The 16371-nt window shown below is 38.8% G+C and carries 14 protein-coding genes and 1 tRNA gene; 3 read left to right on the top strand and 12 right to left on the bottom strand.

The features are described 5' to 3' along the window. Positions 1–5 precede the first annotated feature (5 nt). Together BLV53_RS05540 and BLV53_RS05535 are read right to left on the bottom strand one after the other, a co-directional pair. Positions 6–1373 carry an MBOAT family O-acyltransferase gene (locus tag BLV53_RS05540; RefSeq protein ID WP_090298278.1) on the bottom strand — a complete coding sequence of 456 codons (1368 nt, stop codon included), beginning with the start codon at positions 1371–1373 and terminating at the stop codon, positions 6–8. 72 nt (positions 1374–1445) lie between these two features. After that, the gene (locus BLV53_RS05535) at positions 1446–3263 is read right to left on the bottom strand and encodes a carboxylesterase/lipase family protein (RefSeq protein ID WP_090298275.1); all 1818 of its coding nucleotides are present in this window, start codon (positions 3261–3263) and stop codon (positions 1446–1448) included. A 197-nt stretch (positions 3264–3460) separates the two neighbouring features. On the opposite strand from BLV53_RS05535, the gene BLV53_RS05530 reads away from it, so the two are divergent. The 3 genes from BLV53_RS05530 to BLV53_RS17820 all read left to right on the top strand — a co-directional run bounded on the left by BLV53_RS05530 (position 3461) and on the right by BLV53_RS17820 (position 4134). Then, positions 3461–3545, top strand: a tRNA-Leu gene (locus tag BLV53_RS05530). A 239-nt stretch (positions 3546–3784) separates the two neighbouring features. Beyond that, positions 3785–3958 carry a DUF1016 N-terminal domain-containing protein gene (locus BLV53_RS17825; RefSeq protein ID WP_090298269.1) on the top strand — a complete coding sequence of 58 codons (174 nt, stop codon included), beginning with the start codon at positions 3785–3787 and terminating at the stop codon, positions 3956–3958. Beyond that, entirely contained in the window at positions 3925–4134 is a 210-nt protein-coding gene (locus BLV53_RS17820) for a DUF1016 N-terminal domain-containing protein (protein WP_090298266.1), read from the top strand. The genes BLV53_RS17825 and BLV53_RS17820 overlap by 34 nt, the downstream gene beginning before the upstream one ends. Positions 4135–4190: 56 nt before the next feature. On the opposite strand, the gene BLV53_RS05515 is transcribed toward BLV53_RS17820, so the two are convergent. The 10 genes from BLV53_RS05515 to tig form a co-directional block, all read right to left on the bottom strand. Beyond that, a complete protein-coding gene (locus BLV53_RS05515; RefSeq protein ID WP_090298262.1) occupies positions 4191–5000 on the bottom strand; it encodes a PD-(D/E)XK nuclease family transposase in 810 nt (269 codons plus the stop codon). 305 nt (positions 5001–5305) lie between these two features. After that, positions 5306–7198, bottom strand: coding sequence for a flagellin N-terminal helical domain-containing protein (locus tag BLV53_RS17815; protein ID WP_278335377.1), 1893 nt, complete (start codon positions 7196–7198; stop codon positions 5306–5308). Between the two features lie 877 nt (positions 7199–8075). After that, positions 8076–9116, bottom strand: a complete 1041-nt coding sequence (locus BLV53_RS05505; protein WP_090298261.1) for an ATP-binding protein — start codon at positions 9114–9116, stop codon at positions 8076–8078. Positions 9117–9428: 312 nt separating this feature from the next. Continuing rightward, complete coding sequence (locus BLV53_RS05500; RefSeq protein WP_090298258.1) at positions 9429–10220, bottom strand: metal ABC transporter permease; 792 nt, start codon at positions 10218–10220, stop codon at positions 9429–9431. After that, positions 10213–10956, bottom strand: coding sequence for a metal ABC transporter ATP-binding protein (locus BLV53_RS05495; RefSeq protein WP_090298255.1), 744 nt, complete (start codon positions 10954–10956; stop codon positions 10213–10215). Before BLV53_RS05495 ends, BLV53_RS05500 begins: the two co-directional genes overlap by 8 nt. Positions 10957–11268: 312 nt before the next feature. Continuing rightward, on the bottom strand, positions 11269–12270 hold the full coding sequence (locus tag BLV53_RS05490) for a metal ABC transporter substrate-binding protein (protein ID WP_090298252.1): 1002 nt from the start codon (positions 12268–12270) through the stop codon (positions 11269–11271). Between the two features lie 62 nt (positions 12271–12332). Beyond that, positions 12333–12953, bottom strand: a complete 621-nt coding sequence (gene yihA / locus BLV53_RS05485) for a ribosome biogenesis GTP-binding protein YihA/YsxC (protein ID WP_090298249.1) — start codon at positions 12951–12953, stop codon at positions 12333–12335. A 2-nt stretch (positions 12954–12955) separates the two neighbouring features. Further along, complete coding sequence (gene clpX / locus BLV53_RS05480) at positions 12956–14248, bottom strand: ATP-dependent Clp protease ATP-binding subunit ClpX (protein ID WP_090298247.1); 1293 nt, start codon at positions 14246–14248, stop codon at positions 12956–12958. Positions 14249–14298: 50 nt separating this feature from the next. Then, entirely contained in the window at positions 14299–14883 is a 585-nt protein-coding gene (clpP, locus tag BLV53_RS05475) for an ATP-dependent Clp endopeptidase proteolytic subunit ClpP (RefSeq protein ID WP_090298243.1), read from the bottom strand. A gap of 140 nt (positions 14884–15023) precedes the next feature. After that, entirely contained in the window at positions 15024–16364 is a 1341-nt protein-coding gene (gene tig, locus BLV53_RS05470) for a trigger factor (RefSeq protein WP_090298240.1), read from the bottom strand. Between the last annotated feature and the right edge of the window lie 7 nt (positions 16365–16371).

The following is a 16371-nucleotide window of genomic DNA, read 5'->3' as shown; positions in this document are numbered from 1 at the left end:
TACCTCTAAAAACGTAAATACATAAATGGATTTCCTGAAGAATTAGCAAGGCTAAAAACAGATATCCAAAACATAACAAATATAATTAAAGTCACAAATATATTATCCTTGTACTTTTTGTAAAATGACTGAACCATAGGCAGCGCAAAAAATACTCCAAGGATTAAATATGGTAAATATTGTGGAATAAAAAGCTGGACATCATTGCGATTTACTGCGATGCCATTATCCACAAATGGGAATAATCGTAGGAAATAGGTTCCAATTTTTCTAGTGGAATGGATTGCAAAAACTACCCATGTGCAAGGAATTAACACCAACACATTTATGCGACCTATTATTTTAAGTGCCATCTGTTTTTTAGAAATCAGGAACTTTTCAAAGACAATTATTTCAAAAATTGCCATGGCCCAAATAATGAAATTTAAAGTCATACCATGCCATAATCCAGTGACCACCCAAACGACAAACAGATTAAGAATCGTTCTAGCATTGCCCTTTTTACTGCCCCCCAAAGGGATATAGATATAGTCTTTAAACCAGCTGCCAAGTGTAGCATGCCATCTTCTGTAAAAATCAGAAACACTAACGGCACTATAGGGCTGAATAAAGTTGTCGATAAATGGAAAGCCAAGCATAATTCCAACTCCGGCAGCCATTAAGGAATAGCCCCAGAAGTCAAAATACAGATTCATGGAATAAGTATAGGCGCCAATCCACGCCATAGGTGTGGAAATACTCTCATATCCAATGGTCTTTATATCGGCCCACAGCACTGCAAGATGATCTGCGATTATCACCTTCATAAAAAGCCCTATTGCGAATAGCTTTAGGCCATTATCAATTTCAGAAAGTATTGAAAATAATCGTTCTTTTTTACCGATTTGATTCTGTGGCGGAGTCCAGAATTTATTTGCTGTAACAAAATCATATCGGCTGATTGGACCTGAAATAATCTGCGGAAACATGGAAAAATATACAGCCATATTAACAAAGCTGATTTCCTGAATCTTTTTTTTATAAATATCCACCTGATAGGATATCATTTTAAACACATAGAAACTAAGTCCTAGCGGCAAAAGGATGTGTTTATCCAGGCGCCCCCCCACCTTAAAGCCTATGAGTAGTATCGCATTTAAAATGACAGCTATTATGAAAGCTGACTTTTTTTCTTTTAAATTAAGTTTTGCAAGGAAATAGTTTAAAAAAGTGAATACAACAAGAACCCCTAACAACAGATAGTCATTAAGGGCATAAAAAATCATGCTGGCCAAAAGCAAAGCCCATGGCTTCACCTTTGCTGGAACAATATAATATATTATTAAAAAAAGAGGCATACCTCTGAATATAAAATTTAAATCGGATAAAGTCATTAATAGTCTCCCAACTACCCCACCGATTTAAGTATAACCTATTTAGGCAGTCCGTCAAAGACTGCCTAATGATTATTTTTCTTTTTTAGAATTTTGATATTTATCTATTACCTTGTATAGCTCCAAATTTGGATCTTCAATCATCTTAATATCAACGTCTAACTGTAAAATCTGGTTAGGGTCATCGCTTTTTTGATTCCACTTTGGCAAGCCTTGTCCATTTGGATTTCCTGTCTTGGCAAAATTCACCCAATATTTTTGCATGATTTCTGAAAGCTTATAATCTTCTTCATCATAAAGGCCCGGGTGTCTCCAAAGATTTCCATATGCATAAGGTATTTCACCAGCATGATAGTTTGACAAGGATTTATTTGTCTTTGTAAAATTATACTCATATGATGGTCTATTTTGATCAATCATATAATTATTCCATACATAATGAGAGTAGCTAAACCATATAGCCGAGTACGCAGTATTTAAAGCGCCTTTTGCATCTCCTAAAGCATCAACTATGAAATACTGATCTCTTTGAGGACTATCTGCCGGGACAATATCTGCCATTTCTTTTGCATAATCACCAAGTGCTTCTGCTAGAAGCTCCTGATAGTTTTCCTTTGTAGCTCTTGTATCAAGCATGAATGCATCAGATTCCTTTACATTGAAGCCATTCAGCAAAGCTTTTTCATGATTGTTTCCCTTTTCATAGGTCAGATATGGTTGCTCAATGATAGCATAGCCATCTACTGTCATGGCAGATTGGTCTGAGTCATTTTCTAATAGCTTTTCAGCCGGAATATTTCTTAATTCATCTGAACAACTAACCTTGAATGTATCTCGTACCTTTTTTCCTTCTGTTAGAGCTTCCTCGTAGTTGCGGAATGTATGAAATGGTTCCACCGCAACAATACCACTGGATTCTGCAATTGCGTAATTAAACATGCCTTCTGTCAATGGTGATACACACAAAGCATTTACACTAGAAGATCCAGCCGACTCTCCAGCTATGGTAATCTGGTCAGGGTCTCCTCCAAAGTAGGCGATATTTTCTCTAACCCAGTTTAAAGCAGCAATCTGATCCAATAATCCGTAGTTTCCTGTAGTGCCATTAGGTGACTCTTCTTTTAAATCATCTGCTGTATAATAACCAAATACTCCAAGCCGGTACGCAAAGTTTACAAATACCACGCCCTGCTTTGCCAAATCCTCACCTCGGTACTCAGAATATGATGACTGGCCTGTGGTAAGACTTCCACCATGTACATAAAAAATAACAGGCTTTAACTCTGTAGAATTGTCTTCAGGCGCAAAAACATTTAGATAAAGACAATCCTCGCTCATTGGTTCCAGGAATTCATCACCAGCCTGAACCACATAATCATGCCAGCCTAAAATGTGTGACAAGCTATTAAAAGCAGTATTTCCTCTAGGCTGCATAGCCATCGGACCAAACTCATCACAGGCTCTAACGCCCTCCCATCCATCTGGCTTTTGTGGCTCCTTGAAACGTAAATCCCCAACTGGCGCTTTAGCGTAAGGAATGCCTGCATAGACTTTTACAGATTTGTCTGCGTTGTAAACTCCTGTCAGGTCACCCTGAGGGATATGAACCACCTCAGTAACTTCAGGATTTTTGTTATCTACTGCAGGTAAATTTTTATAAGGAGGAGCAGTCAAAATATAATTTCCACATAATACAACTAAAAATCCTATCCAAAGTAATGTAGAATTCTTAAAAGATTTCTTTCCAGCTAATGTGATCTTTCTTCTGGCAAACAGCATAAGAACCATTGCAATGATTCCGATGCACCACCCTAATAGAATGTTTTTTGATAGTTCAAGTAAAGCCAGATAGAAAATTGTCACAAGCAGGACAACTATTGTAAATACCATAATAAACCTCTTTTTCAGCATCACTGTTCGCACTATTTAATTTAGCACAAACGTTATCGTTTCATATCACATTTTTCTCTCCTAGCAAATATTTTATTAAAAAAAAGTGAAATTAATGTAATTTTAGTGTTGACTCTTTGTGGATACTTTGATAATATACTTCTTGTCGTTAAGAGACATCAGTCACTAACGCAAATGCGGAAGTGTCGGAACTGGCAGACGAGCAAGACTAAGGATCTTGTGCTCATTGCGAGCGTGCGGGTTCAAGTCCCGCCTTCCGCATTGACTGTGAAAGCTCAGAAAGCTTGATTTATCAAGTTTTCTGAGCTTTCTTTTTGGAAAAAGAGATGATTTTGTGGGGTTCCCTATGGGTTCCTACACCTTCATTGTCCTGTGAGTCCAGTGTATCTCTTACATTTTCTAAATAACCCTTCTGAGCAAAGCTGTAAAACTGTAGATTGTTCTGGATTGAATGACCTAGTGAAGCTGAAAAGAAATATGGTAGTAACTTTTATAATAAATTGAGCCATGATTTGAAAAAACGTTTTAACACTGACTCTGGTTTCTCTAGTAGAAATATACGCTATATGCTTCGTTTTTATCAGTTATATGAACTTGATTCAAATTTGCCACAGCTTGTGGCAAATTTGGGACTAGAGATTTGTTCTCTGTACCTTGGGGACATCACAAATTAATTATTGATAGGTGCAAGGGAGATTCTGATAAAGCAGCATTTTTTGTTAAAAAGACAATACAAAATAATTGGTCTAGAGCTGTCTTAGATAATTTTATGGGTACAGATTTATACGCTAGACAGGGAAAAGCACTTTTCTGTGGTCATCATTCTTCTAAAAAATCCCAACGTTTTTAGTCATGCAACAAGGCTATAACTAGTCACGTAGGGATTAAAAATTTAGCTAAGAATTATTATCTCTGAAGCTGCTGAGAAATAATCTTTCTCTCGTTACCTTTAATTTCTAAGGTATTAAGAGCTTCATCTAAAGTACACTTCATATTTTTCATAATAAGTTTTACACTATCAATTTTATTCTGTTCAACAAGTTCCTCACCATATTTTATTGCATAATTTTTTACTGATTCACACATAACATCACGTCCTTCCTCAGTTTCTTTGAAATAATGAACTCCTTCAGCTAATTCTTTAAAATTCATATCATCAGAAGATTTTGCATGGAAGTCATGCATAAGTTTGCCTATTTCATCATTACCCTTATAGTTACCATTCACATAAATAATATGTGAGCCATCGTTAAAATCCTCACCTGTCTCTTTGATTACTCTATCTGCTCTATATATCGGAAGCCCTTTTCCAAACTTATCATGCTTATAAATAAAAATAACATATGAGTCTCGTAGGATTTTAAATGGATTATTTTCCTTGAGCATTCTTGAATCAATTACACTACTGTGAAAACGAGCTCTTCTAACATGGGCACCTTCTGAGTTTCCTTGCACTTCAATATTTATCTCTTCACCATCTTCATCAATAGCTAAGATATCAAGTGTAATATCTCTACCTTTGATATTTGGGCTTCTCATCTCTATCTGAGCCTCAACATCTGTGACTCGTATATTTCTGCCTAGTATTATTCTAAGAAGAAGTTCGGTTGCTGAAATATTTTTGTTAAAGACAAGGGTCATCAAATCATCGTCAAACAATGTCATATCATCGATAAGGTGATTAACCTCGACATCATTTAGAATTGTTTTTGCCATATATTTTTTGTATCTCCTTGTAAACATATAATAGCATCATATTTTGATGCTGACAATTAGTAAAGAGTAGGCAACGTAATATATTATATAATAGTTGATTTTTCGAATTCAAAAAAAGAATCTCCAGAGGAGGAGATTCTTCTTTGTTTATATTTGGGTTTACTTCCGTGTAAGTACAGTTGAAGTCCGTTTCAAAGGTGTGCGCATGCACTTTATTTAGAAATTAGGGGCTAGAGGGAACTAGCCCCCAACATTTCACTAGTCGCTAACTAGTATGCGCGATTTATACTGTTAATTTACTGAAATTATCCAAGTATTGAAAGTACGCCCTGTGTTGACTGGTTAGCCTGAGCAAGCATTGACTGGCCTGCCTGAGCAAGAATGTTGTTCTTGCTGTAGTTAACCATCTCTTCAGCCATATCTGTATCACGGATACGTGATTCAGCAGCTGTAGTATTCTCAACTACGTTATCAACGTTAGCGATTGTGTGCTCTAATCTATTCTGAACAGCACCTAGTGCAGATCTCTGCTGAGATACCTTTGCAACAGCATCAGCGATGGCGTCGATTGCGTATGTAGCAGCATTACCTGTATCATCAGCTACATTAATGCCTTTAATACCAAGACCAGCTGAACTCATAGCGTCAACATCAACATTAATCTTGTTTGTCATATCAGCATCAGCACCAACGTGAAGGTTGAATGAAAGCTTATCCTTGTAGGTTACAGTACCCTGAGTAATCTCGAATGTGCCATCGTTGTTGCTTAAAACTTTAGCCTCTGTGTCTGCACCAATAGATGATGCCTTCTGGAGCTCTTCTGCCATTAATGTATAAGCGCGTGCCTTTGAAATCTTTGATGAATCTGCTGCTTCAACTCCTGCAACTGTCATTTCAGCATTATCTACCTTAACCTGCTGTCCCTCCTTTAAGAGCTCTGTAATGTGTTCACGAGTAAGTGTAAATGTTGCCTTATCTTCCTGAGCAGCTGTTTCAGCGATGTTATATTCTTGTTCATTTGATCCATCAATATTTCTTATGGTAACTTTCTTAGTATTATCTAATTTGCCAATTGCCTGAGCAACTTCTTGAAGTGTCTTGACAGTCTTATTAGCTGTGGCTACTGCAGTTTTCTCCTCACCACTCTGTGTAACTGTATCACCAGCGGCAAGATCTGTACCCTTAACATTATCTGCAGTGATTTTTCCAGCATTGCCCAAATCAAATGCTGACTTTTCACCATTTTTAATATTCTCTACAATATTAAACTCATTCAAACCGCTCTTAGCATCAGCATGTTTCCATGTTGAGCCTTCAACAGCAAGCTGACCTACAGTCTTTCTATTTCCTGATGCTTCATATAAATCAGTATCCTGATATGTAGACTTGTCATACCAACCTGCGGTTGTTTTAGTTCCTGCAGCATAGTACTGATATACAGTTCCATCCTTAGCAATAATCTGATCACCTGCAACTTCTGTAGTGCTAATTACAGAAGATGCCTTTACATCTTTTGTAAGTGTAGTAGTCTTTCCATCTACTGTTACACTGTCACCTACCTTCATTGTTGTTGTCTTTAAATCAGATACATTTCTATAGCTATCGGTAGACTTACCAGAACCAATGTTGTATTCCTTGCCACCAATCATAACTTTGTCGCCAGTTTCGAGCTTCTTGTTAAGTGTAAACTTTGTTGTTCCATTTGTAGCATTCTCTACAAGCTTTCCATCAAGACCTGCATCATGAGCCTTTACTGTCTTTGTAACCTCAGCTCCCTGAGCATTACCTTTAAGAAGGTATGTCTCGTTGAACTTTGTTGTCTCAGCTACACGGTCAATTTCTGTTGTAAGCTGTGCGATTTCATCCTGGATAGAATTACGATCTGTCTCACTGTTTGTACCGTTAGATGCCTGAACTGCAAGCTCATTCATTCTCTGAAGCATTGAGTGAACTTCTGTAAGAGCACCTTCAGCTGTCTGCACTGCAGATACACCATCCTGAGCGTTTGTAGATGCCTGATCAAGACCTCTAATCTGCTTACGCATTTTTTCTGAAATTGAAAGACCAGCTGCGTCGTCAGCCGCACGATTGATTCTGAAACCTGAAGAAAGTTTCTCAGTAGATTTAGCCTGAGCGCTAGATGTGATACCGAGCATTCTAGATGCGTTATGTGCCTGTAAATTGTGTTGTACTACCATAAATTCTACCTCCTTGTAGATACTCCCTGGATTCCATTCCTGGGAGAGATGTGTTATTACACACTATTGTCAATAATTTCTATCTGCCTGTAGGGACTCCTTCCCTTAGGCTATGTAATCAACAGTACTCGCGCGACATACTGTAGATACCATGGGATTATGTGTTTCTTTTTTCAGAAAGCACATACTATGAGTGACCAGTTCTGCTTCCATGCAAATATCAATGGTCATCTCGTCATTAAAAATAATTCAAGTAATACATTTGAGTAACAAGCTACTATTCGTAAAAAGTAAAAACTGCGAATAGAAACATCTGTATGCATAAAATATTCAATTGTGAATGTACAATCGATAAATGGAAAAATAGATTTGAAATTAACTTCGATACTTAACATCCTTGTCCTGTGTCGAAAAACGATATTAGATTTTGATGTTGCTTACGAAGATAATGAAATCCGTTTCATTTACCTTACATGATTGTTATCGGATGATGGGGGGATTACTTAACCCCTTTTTGAAAAATTTTTTTATTTTTTTCTCAGGCGGTAGATACGGCCCTCATCCGTCAGCTGGCGCTGACACCTTCCCACTCGCCGTGGTGGCAGATAACGCTAAAGCATTATCTCTTCCCCAGAGGGGGAAGGCTTACACCTCATCCGCCCTTCGGGCACCTTCCCCTCAAGGGGAAGGCAAATATTTTTGCCTTACATTTTTTATATCGGATGGTCGGTTATTAAATTAACCCCTGTTTGTAAAATTTTTCAAAAAATAATTTCGTTATTAAAAAAGTGCTACAAACATTTTTCCGTCCGTTTGTAGCACTATTATAACATCTATTTTTTATTATGGGGGATTTTCACAGAAATGTCACAGAATTCTAGGGATATAATTCTATCACCTCTGCGAATCTAGGGAGTGCCAGCTCCACTATTCCTCTACTCACAATAGATAGTATTCCTTTTTTTAAAAGCCTATCTCTATATCTTGGAAAACTCGTATTGTTAATACCTAATTTTTTGCATATATCAGAAGAGTTCATTTTCTCCGTTCCTAATACTCTTACTATTTCTCTATCCTTTTCTGACAAACCTTCCCAGATCTTTTTATATACAAAGTCATCTAATAAATCATCTAATTTAGAAAGAATAGCCTCCCATGAAAGAGAATCACTATATTCATAATAAAGCATTCCCAAAGCTTGAAATGCAAAAGCATAACCTTTTGTAATAACAGCCATCTCCTTTGCAAATTCCATGTCTATATCAAAAATCCGTCTATACTGTTTTGTAATTTGTGGAATACTAAGAGGTTCCATGTTAATCTTTGGCGTTCTTAGCAAAAATGTCAGCGCCGGATCATTTTGAATTGCGTAGATATTTTCATATAATCCATTCATTAATAAATAAAGTGGATAATCCTTTCTAATAAATATCTGAAATTGACTAGCAAAATATCTCATGTTGTCGCTAGGCATAGCCTCATCTATGGTAATTAAAACTTTTCTTCCTTTTTTACTAAGAGATAACAATATTTCCTCGATAATACTAACATTGTCTTGCATAGGAGCTCCACCGCTCAATCCAATGCCAATACCTCCAATAGAAAAATTTATATTCGCATTTTTTATTTCAGGAAATTTATTACATGCATGATTTAATCTATAGGCAAAATCTGCTACCAAATCCTGCGTAGAATTTAAATCCACAATTACCCATTCAGGCTTATCTGCTAAAAGATTTGCTATAGTTGTCATTAAAACTGTCTTACCACTACCTCTTACACCCTCAATCAAATATGCCTGACTAATTGGATTATCAGCCTCAAAAGTGCTTATAATTGTTTCAGTGTTTTCATATCTGGAAATATATTCTCCAGGCTGTTTTCCAAAAGTCAGAGTAAATGGATTATTTTTTTTCATAACTGAACCTCATTATCATTTTATTCTTTAAAGATATTCTATCATAAATAAGCATAAAATGTAATTATTATCATAATAATGCATAAACTATCATAATTTGCATATTTTAGCATAAAGTATCATAAAAGCTTCATAGTTTTGACCTATATGTTTTCTAAGTTTCATTTCATAACTTATTACTACTTTATTTTCGTATTACTACTTATTACTACTTATTACCACTTTTATAAATGATTCATAAACTATCATAATCAATCATAATATGGATATTTTGTCATAAAGCATCATAAAAGGCTCCCTTGCGGGAGCCTGCTAGCGGTCTTTGCCGTATATATATGTAGCAAAATAAATGACGCTGGCTATGATTACAATCATAGGACCTGTGGCCATGTCGGTGTAGTAGGATACGAAAAGACCTGCAACACCGGAAAAGATACTAAATATAATAGAAAGATAGGTGTACTCTCTAAAGTTTTCTGAGATGTTTCTGCTGCTGGCTGCTGGAAGAATCAGCAGCGCATTAATAAGCAGAATACCTACCCATTTAATAGAAAGCATTACAAGCAAAGCGATTAGCACTGCAAAGGCATCTTCCATTACTCTGACGGAAATGCTTCGGCTTTTGGCCAATGTGGCATGTATGCTGATAGCTGTGAGTCTGTTAATGCTAATGCACCAGAACACTAAAATGATAATAAACAAGGCTATGAGCTGCACAATCTCTGCCACTGTAATAGAGAGGATATCTCCTACCAAAATAGCTGAGTAGTTGCTAAAGCTACCACCTCTGGAAAGAATAGCCAGACCAAGTGCAGTGGCACAGCTGGCAAAAACTGATATCAATGTGTCTGACGAGCTTAAGCCCTTTCTGCTGATATAGTTTAAAAGTAGGGCGAAGCATATTCCAAACACTATCATAGAAACTGTAGTGTTGCCGATGCCCATGATGACACCTGCTGCTATACCAGTCAGTGCAGAATGACCTAGAGCATCGGAAAAATATGCCATACGCTTTTGGACAATCATGGTACCTACCATGCCAAACAAAGGGGATATCAAAAGAATTGCGATGGTGGCACGCACCATAAATGCATAACTAAACATTTCCTGCTGCCCCCTTTCCAAATACATCTCTAAATGCATCTGTCTCATAGACCACTTTAGGACGGCCTGCTGCTGTGACAGTCTTGTCAATAAGGATGACATTGTCCGCGTATTTGTATACATAGTCCAGGTCATGGCTCACTAGAATAATAGCTAAATCATGAGTCTCCTTTAGGTATTTCATCTTTTCATAGAAAGCATCCATACCATTTTTGTCTATACCTGAAACTGGCTCATCAAGAAGCAAAAGATTTGGTGTATCGTGCACTGCCATAGCAAGTAACACTCGCTGCAGCTGACCACCAGAAAGTGTTCCTACTGGCTGATCTATCAGCTCTGCCACATCAAACTCTGCCAAAGCTTCTCGCACATGGTCATGCTCCTTTTTACTGTTAATAAGTATTGGAAGCTTACCTGTAAAGGACTGAAACAGGTCATACACTGAAAGCGGTGTGCTTCTGTCGATATTTACTGTCTGTGGAACATAGCCTATCTTTAAACTAGGCATGTTGTTATTCATTTTATTTTTGAATTGGATCTCCCCTGTATATGGAACTTCACCAAGGATAGCTCTAACCAATGTGGATTTACCTGCTCCATTTCTGCCAACAATGGCTGTCATCTGGCCGCAGTGAACATGGAGGTTTATATTGTCTAGAACCTGCTGTTCACCGAAGGCTACACCTAGGTTTATGAATTTTATACAGTGGAAACCGCATGGGATAATTTTTTTCATGTGGATCCTCATTTGTCAGCTGGGGCTGACTTCTTTTTCTTGTTGGGTGGCAGATATTACTATTGATTCTCTAAGGAGGAAGGTTAACACCTCATCCGCCCCTCGCCGGGGTGGCAGATAATGCTAAAGCATTATCTCTTCCCTCCGGGCACCTTCCCCTAGAGGGGAAGGCAAGGACAAAGAAATAGCCGCCCCTGTAGCCTCACAAACTTAGGAGCGGCTTTTCTGTTTCAAGTTGTTTAGGGCTGACCGTCTATCGGTAGCGCCTTTTATATTAAAATATTAGCATCGCCGCTATTTATAGTCAAGCTATTAAAGTGTATTGTTAATCTTTGAATAGTTTTCATTTATGACTTTTACATAGTCATCTGCACTATAAGAGCCGTGAACCAATGTCTCAAGATAAACCACTTTTGCATCAGTCTGCTCTTCTATGAGTTTACCCATGGCATTTCCGTAATCATATTCTGCAAAGACGATTTTGACATCGTTATCTCGGATGACATCTAAAAATTCACTAACTTCACCAGCGCTGACTTGGCGTTCTTCATCTAAATCCATAGTAGCGACCACATTTGCCCCAATTGACTGGGCTGTGTAGGCAAAAGCTGCATGCAATACAGCTACATTCTGTCCCTTTAATTTGTTATCAAGCCCCTGCTTATCTATGGTTTCAAGCTTTTCACCATAAGACTTTAAATTGCTTAAAAGAACATTTTCATCAATTCCAAGATCGGCTTCTACTAAGCCATTTACTATGCCAGCCGCCTGGGTATTGTAGAGGATTTCATTCATCCAAAGATGACTGTTTTCACCATGGTCGTGATGATGGTGTTCCTCTTCAGATTCCTCATGATGCTCTTCGTCAGCTTCTTCATGCTCATGGTCCCCTTCTTCACCTGCAAGTAATAATGCATCAAAGCCTGGAGAGTGCTCAACATATTCATAGGTATCTATGATAGGAAGTTTAGGATATGCTGCTATTACGTCCTCTAAATAGCCTTCCATACCACCACCGTTTACTACTAATACGTCTGCCTTAGAAAGATTCTTCATGTCCTCTGTAGTAAGGGTATAGTCGTGGAGGCAACCTGTTGTAGGCTGGGAAAGGTTCTGCACTGTAATGCCATCTATTCCATCTACAACATTTAAAGTGGCAATATATACTGGATTGCAGCTGGTCATGATTAGTAGGTCATCAGATGCCGCAGCATTATTATTAAGTTTTACATAAAAAAAAGTGCCACAGGTGCACACCACACTAATAGAGATGAGCAGGAGTAGCACGAATAGGTATTTGGTTTTTCTCAACATGTAGGTACGCCCTCATCCGTCAGCTGGCGCTGACACCTTCCCCCAGAGGGGGAAGGCTATGACTAGTCTAGGTCTTCTATATCTGTTAAAGATGCTTCGTTTTCGATTACCTGGTCTAGGAAGTCCTGGATGGTGTCTAAGCCTTGTTTGGTCTGGGATGAAAATGGGACTATGATAGTGTCCTTTCCTGCTCCAAGACCTTCACGAAGGATTTTGATTTGTTTGTCCAGCTGACTGCGTTTGATTTTGTCGGCTTTGGTGGCAATGACTATAGGATCATAGCCTACATAGTCCATCCATTCAAACATCTGCTTATCGTTAGCAGATGGTGCATGGCGAATGTCCACCAAAAGAAAAACGGCGCGAATCATGTCGGAAGTGTTTAGATAGGTCTCTATCATCTTACCCCAGCGCTCGCGCTCTTTTTCTGATGCCTTGGCAAAGCCGTAGCCTGGCAGGTCTACGACATAAATTTCATCATTGATATTGTAGAAATTTATGGTCTGTGTCTTGCCAGGCTGTGCTGAAACTCTAGCCAGAGATTTGCGGTTCATAACCGCATTTATAAGTGATGATTTGCCTACATTGGACTTACCGGCAAATGCTACCTCTGGTAAATCATTTTTGGGAAGTTCCGATGTAGGACCACATACTGTTTCAAGATTACATGAACGAATAACCATGATTATGCGCTCTTTTCCTGTTTATCTTCGATTGATACAACACTGCCATCCTCATCTGAATCCTTATCAATGAGAAGCAGGTTATCATCAACCATATCTTTAGTTACTAAGATTTCTGTGATGCTCTCATCTGAAGGAACATGATACATGTGATCCATCATAACACTCTCTACGATGGCACGAAGTCCACGAGCACCTGTCTTTCTCTCAATTGACTTTTTAGCGATTTCACGAAGTGCATCGTCCTCAAAGTCAAGCTTAACTCCATCCATCTTGAATAAAGCCTGATACTGCTTTGTGAGAGAGTTCTTTGGCTCCTTGAGGATACGAATCATGTCATCCTCTGTGAGCTGCTTGAGTGATACGTTGATAGGCACACGTCCAATGAACTCAGGGATAAGACCGTACTTGATGAAATCCTGTGGAAGTGCCTGCTGTAAGAGCTCATCAATCTTTTCGTTATTTTTATCTTTGACATCTGCACCAAATCCAATAGCGCTGGTGTTTGTACGCTGAGAAATGATTTTCTCAAGACCTTCAAAAGCACCACCACAGATGAATAGGATGTTCTTAGTGTCAATAGCAATAGTCTCCTGCTGAGGATGCTTACGTCCACCCTGTGGTGGAACGTTTGCAACTGTACCCTCTATAATCTTAAGGAGTGCCTGCTGAACACCTTCACCTGAAACATCACGTGTGATAGAGACATTCTCAGACTTTTTAGTAATTTTATCGATTTCGTCAATGTAGACGATACCTATTTCAGCCTTTTTAATATCGAATTCTGCTGCCTGGATAAGCTTGAGCAGAATGTTTTCAACATCCTCACCTACATAACCAGCCTCGGTAAGTGTAGTAGCATCAGCAATAGCAAATGGTACGCCAAGTACTCTAGCTAATGTCTGTGCAAGAAGTGTCTTGCCTGAACCTGTAGGTCCAAGCATAAGCACATTACTCTTTTGAAGCTCTACATCGATATCGTTTGGATTTGCCATGATACGTTTGTAGTGATTGTAAACAGCAACTGAAAGGACTTTCTTAGCCTCGTCCTGACCAATAACATACTGATCAAGAAATGCCTTCATGTCCTCTGGTTTCTGAAGATTAATCTCGATTGAATCACCCTCAGCTGCTGGTGTGAAATCATCTAACTCTTCCATGATGATTTCCTGACAAATATCTACGCACTCATCGCAAATAAATGCACCGTTTGGTCCTGCAATAAGCTTGCGAACCTGATTTTGTGTTTTTCCGCAGAATGAGCAGCGAATTCTATCTTCGTTTCTTGCCATAATAACCTCATTAATTCTAAAAATGCTAGAACGTTATTCCCCCTATGTTGGACTTAATTCTTTTTTGTAATGATTTCATCGATAAGACCATAATCAAGAGCTTCTTTTGCATCAAGCCAATGATCACGTTCTGTATCTAAGCAAACCTGCTCGTAATCCTTGCCAGTGTTTTCTGCAAGCATACGATTGAGCTTTTCTCTAGTCTTTAAAATGTTTTTAGCAGCGATTTCGATTTCAGTAGCCTGCCCCTTTGCTCCGCCAAGTGGCTGGTGAATCATAACCTCTGCATTTGGAAGTGCAAAACGTTTGCCCTTCTGTCCACCTGCAAGAAGGAACGCACCCATTGAAGCTGCCATACCAATACAAATAGTAGAAACATCACACTTGATATATTGCATTGTATCATAAATAGCCATACCTGCTGTAACGCTTCCACCTGGGCTGTTAATATAAAGATGGATATCCTTGCTAGGGTCTTCTGATTCAAGGAAAAGAAGCTGTGCTACAACAAGAGACGCTGTAACCTCATTAACCTCTTCACCAAGGAATACGATTCTATCTTTTAATAATCTTGAATAAATATCATAAGAACGCTCACCACGAGAATTCTGTTCAATGACATAAGGAATTGTTGCCATGTATTTATGCCTCCTTCATATGTAAAAATAAGCTTGTGCCATTAGCTTTTAACAGCACAAGCCTATTATAATGTTTTTAAATCACAAATTGTTGGATTTTACAAAATTTTAATACTTTTTTAGATTTACCTACACAGGAATTACTCTGCATCTTCAGCTGGAGCTTCTTCCTCTGTCTTCTTTGTAGCTTTCTTTCTAGCTGACTCCTTAACGTTGTCCATAACGAATGCTACTGCCTTTTCGATAGCAATATCCTTCTTCATAGACTCTTTCTCGTTTTCACCAACGAGGTTCTTAAGCTGCTCAAGCTCCATGCCGTACTGCTTTGACATTTCCTCAAGCTTAGCATCAACGTCAGCATCTGTAGCTTCGATGTTCTCAGCCTTAACGATAGCTTCAAGAACAAGTGAAGACTGTGTACGTGAAAGTGCATCTGGACGAACCTGATCACGGAAAGCATCCATTGTCATGCCTGTGAACTGCATGTACTGCTGAAGTGAAAGACCCTGCTGAGCCATGTTGTTAGCGAAATCGTTAATCATGTTCTCAACCTGGTAGTCAAGCATTGCATCTGGGATTTCCATCTCAGAATCTTCTACGATCTTTGCGATAGCTTCGTCTTCCTGTGCACGACGGCCTTCTGCCTTTTTATTGTTCTCAAGACGTTCCTTAACTGAAGCCTTGTACTCTTCAACTGTTTCGAATTCTGTTGTATCTGCAACATACTCGTCATCAAGCTTAGGGATATCCTTGCCCTTTACTTCGTGGATGTGGCACTTGAATACTGCTGCCTTTCCAGCAAGATCAGCTGCGTGGTATTCCTCTGGGAATGTAACCTCAACTTCTACATCCTCACCAGCCTTGTGTCCGATAAGCTGCTCTTCGAAACCAGGGATGAATGAACCTGAACCAAGCTCAAGGTCGTAGTTCTCACCCTTTCCGCCTTCGAATGCTTCACCATCAACGAAGCCCTCGAAATCGATAACTGCTGTATCGCCCTTAGCTGCCTTGCCAGTCTTTGTAACTGTACGAGCTGCTCTCTCAAGCTCAGCCTTGATTGTGTTGTTAACTTCTGTAGCTGTAACCTTTGTGTCAACCTTTGATACAGAAACACCTTTGTACTTACCAAGCTTAACTTCTGGCTTAACTGCAACTTCTGCTGTGTAAACGAAGTCCTTGCCCTTTTCAAGCTCTGTGATGTCAATCTTTGGCTGTGAAACGATGTCAAGCTTAGACTCATCATAAGCCTGTGGGTATGTTTCCTGAATAAGGATATTAGCAGCGTCCTCATAGAAAATACCTGCACCGTACATCTTCTCGATCATGTGCTGAGGAACCTTACCCTTTCTAAAGCCAGGAACAGAGATGCTGTTCTTCTGCTTGTTGTAGGCCTTTGTGATAGCCTTATCGAGCTCAGCTGCGTCAACAGTGACTGTAAGCTTTGCCATGTTCTTCTCAAGATTTTCTACCTGTACGTTCATTTACTAA

It is taken from the genome of Pseudobutyrivibrio sp. ACV-2, from assembly GCF_900107545.1.
Lineage (GTDB): Bacteria > Bacillota > Clostridia > Lachnospirales > Lachnospiraceae > Pseudobutyrivibrio.
This window is presented reverse-complemented; position numbering and strand designations above follow the sequence as displayed.

Coding starts and splice junctions, on each gene's coding strand:
- BLV53_RS05540 (WP_090298278.1), bottom strand. CDS start 1,373: ATGACTTTATCCGATTTAAATTTTATATTCAGAGGTATGCCTCTTTTT.
- yihA (WP_090298249.1), bottom strand. CDS start 12,953: ATGGTTATTCGTTCATGTAATCTTGAAACAGTATGTGGTCCTACATCG.
- BLV53_RS05535 (WP_090298275.1), bottom strand. CDS start 3,263: ATGGTATTTACAATAGTTGTCCTGCTTGTGACAATTTTCTATCTGGCT.
- clpP (WP_090298243.1), bottom strand. CDS start 14,883: ATGGCAACAATTCCTTATGTCATTGAACAGAATTCTCGTGGTGAGCGT.
- BLV53_RS05495 (WP_090298255.1), bottom strand. CDS start 10,956: ATGAAAAAAATTATCCCATGCGGTTTCCACTGTATAAAATTCATAAAC.
- BLV53_RS05490 (WP_090298252.1), bottom strand. CDS start 12,270: ATGTTGAGAAAAACCAAATACCTATTCGTGCTACTCCTGCTCATCTCT.
- BLV53_RS17815 (WP_278335377.1), bottom strand. CDS start 7,198: ATGGTAGTACAACACAATTTACAGGCACATAACGCATCTAGAATGCTC.
- BLV53_RS05505 (WP_090298261.1), bottom strand. CDS start 9,116: ATGAAAAAAAATAATCCATTTACTCTGACTTTTGGAAAACAGCCTGGA.
- BLV53_RS05500 (WP_090298258.1), bottom strand. CDS start 10,220: ATGTTTAGTTATGCATTTATGGTGCGTGCCACCATCGCAATTCTTTTG.
- tig (WP_090298240.1), bottom strand. CDS start 16,364: ATGAACGTACAGGTAGAAAATCTTGAGAAGAACATGGCAAAGCTTACA.
- BLV53_RS05515 (WP_090298262.1), bottom strand. CDS start 5,000: ATGGCAAAAACAATTCTAAATGATGTCGAGGTTAATCACCTTATCGAT.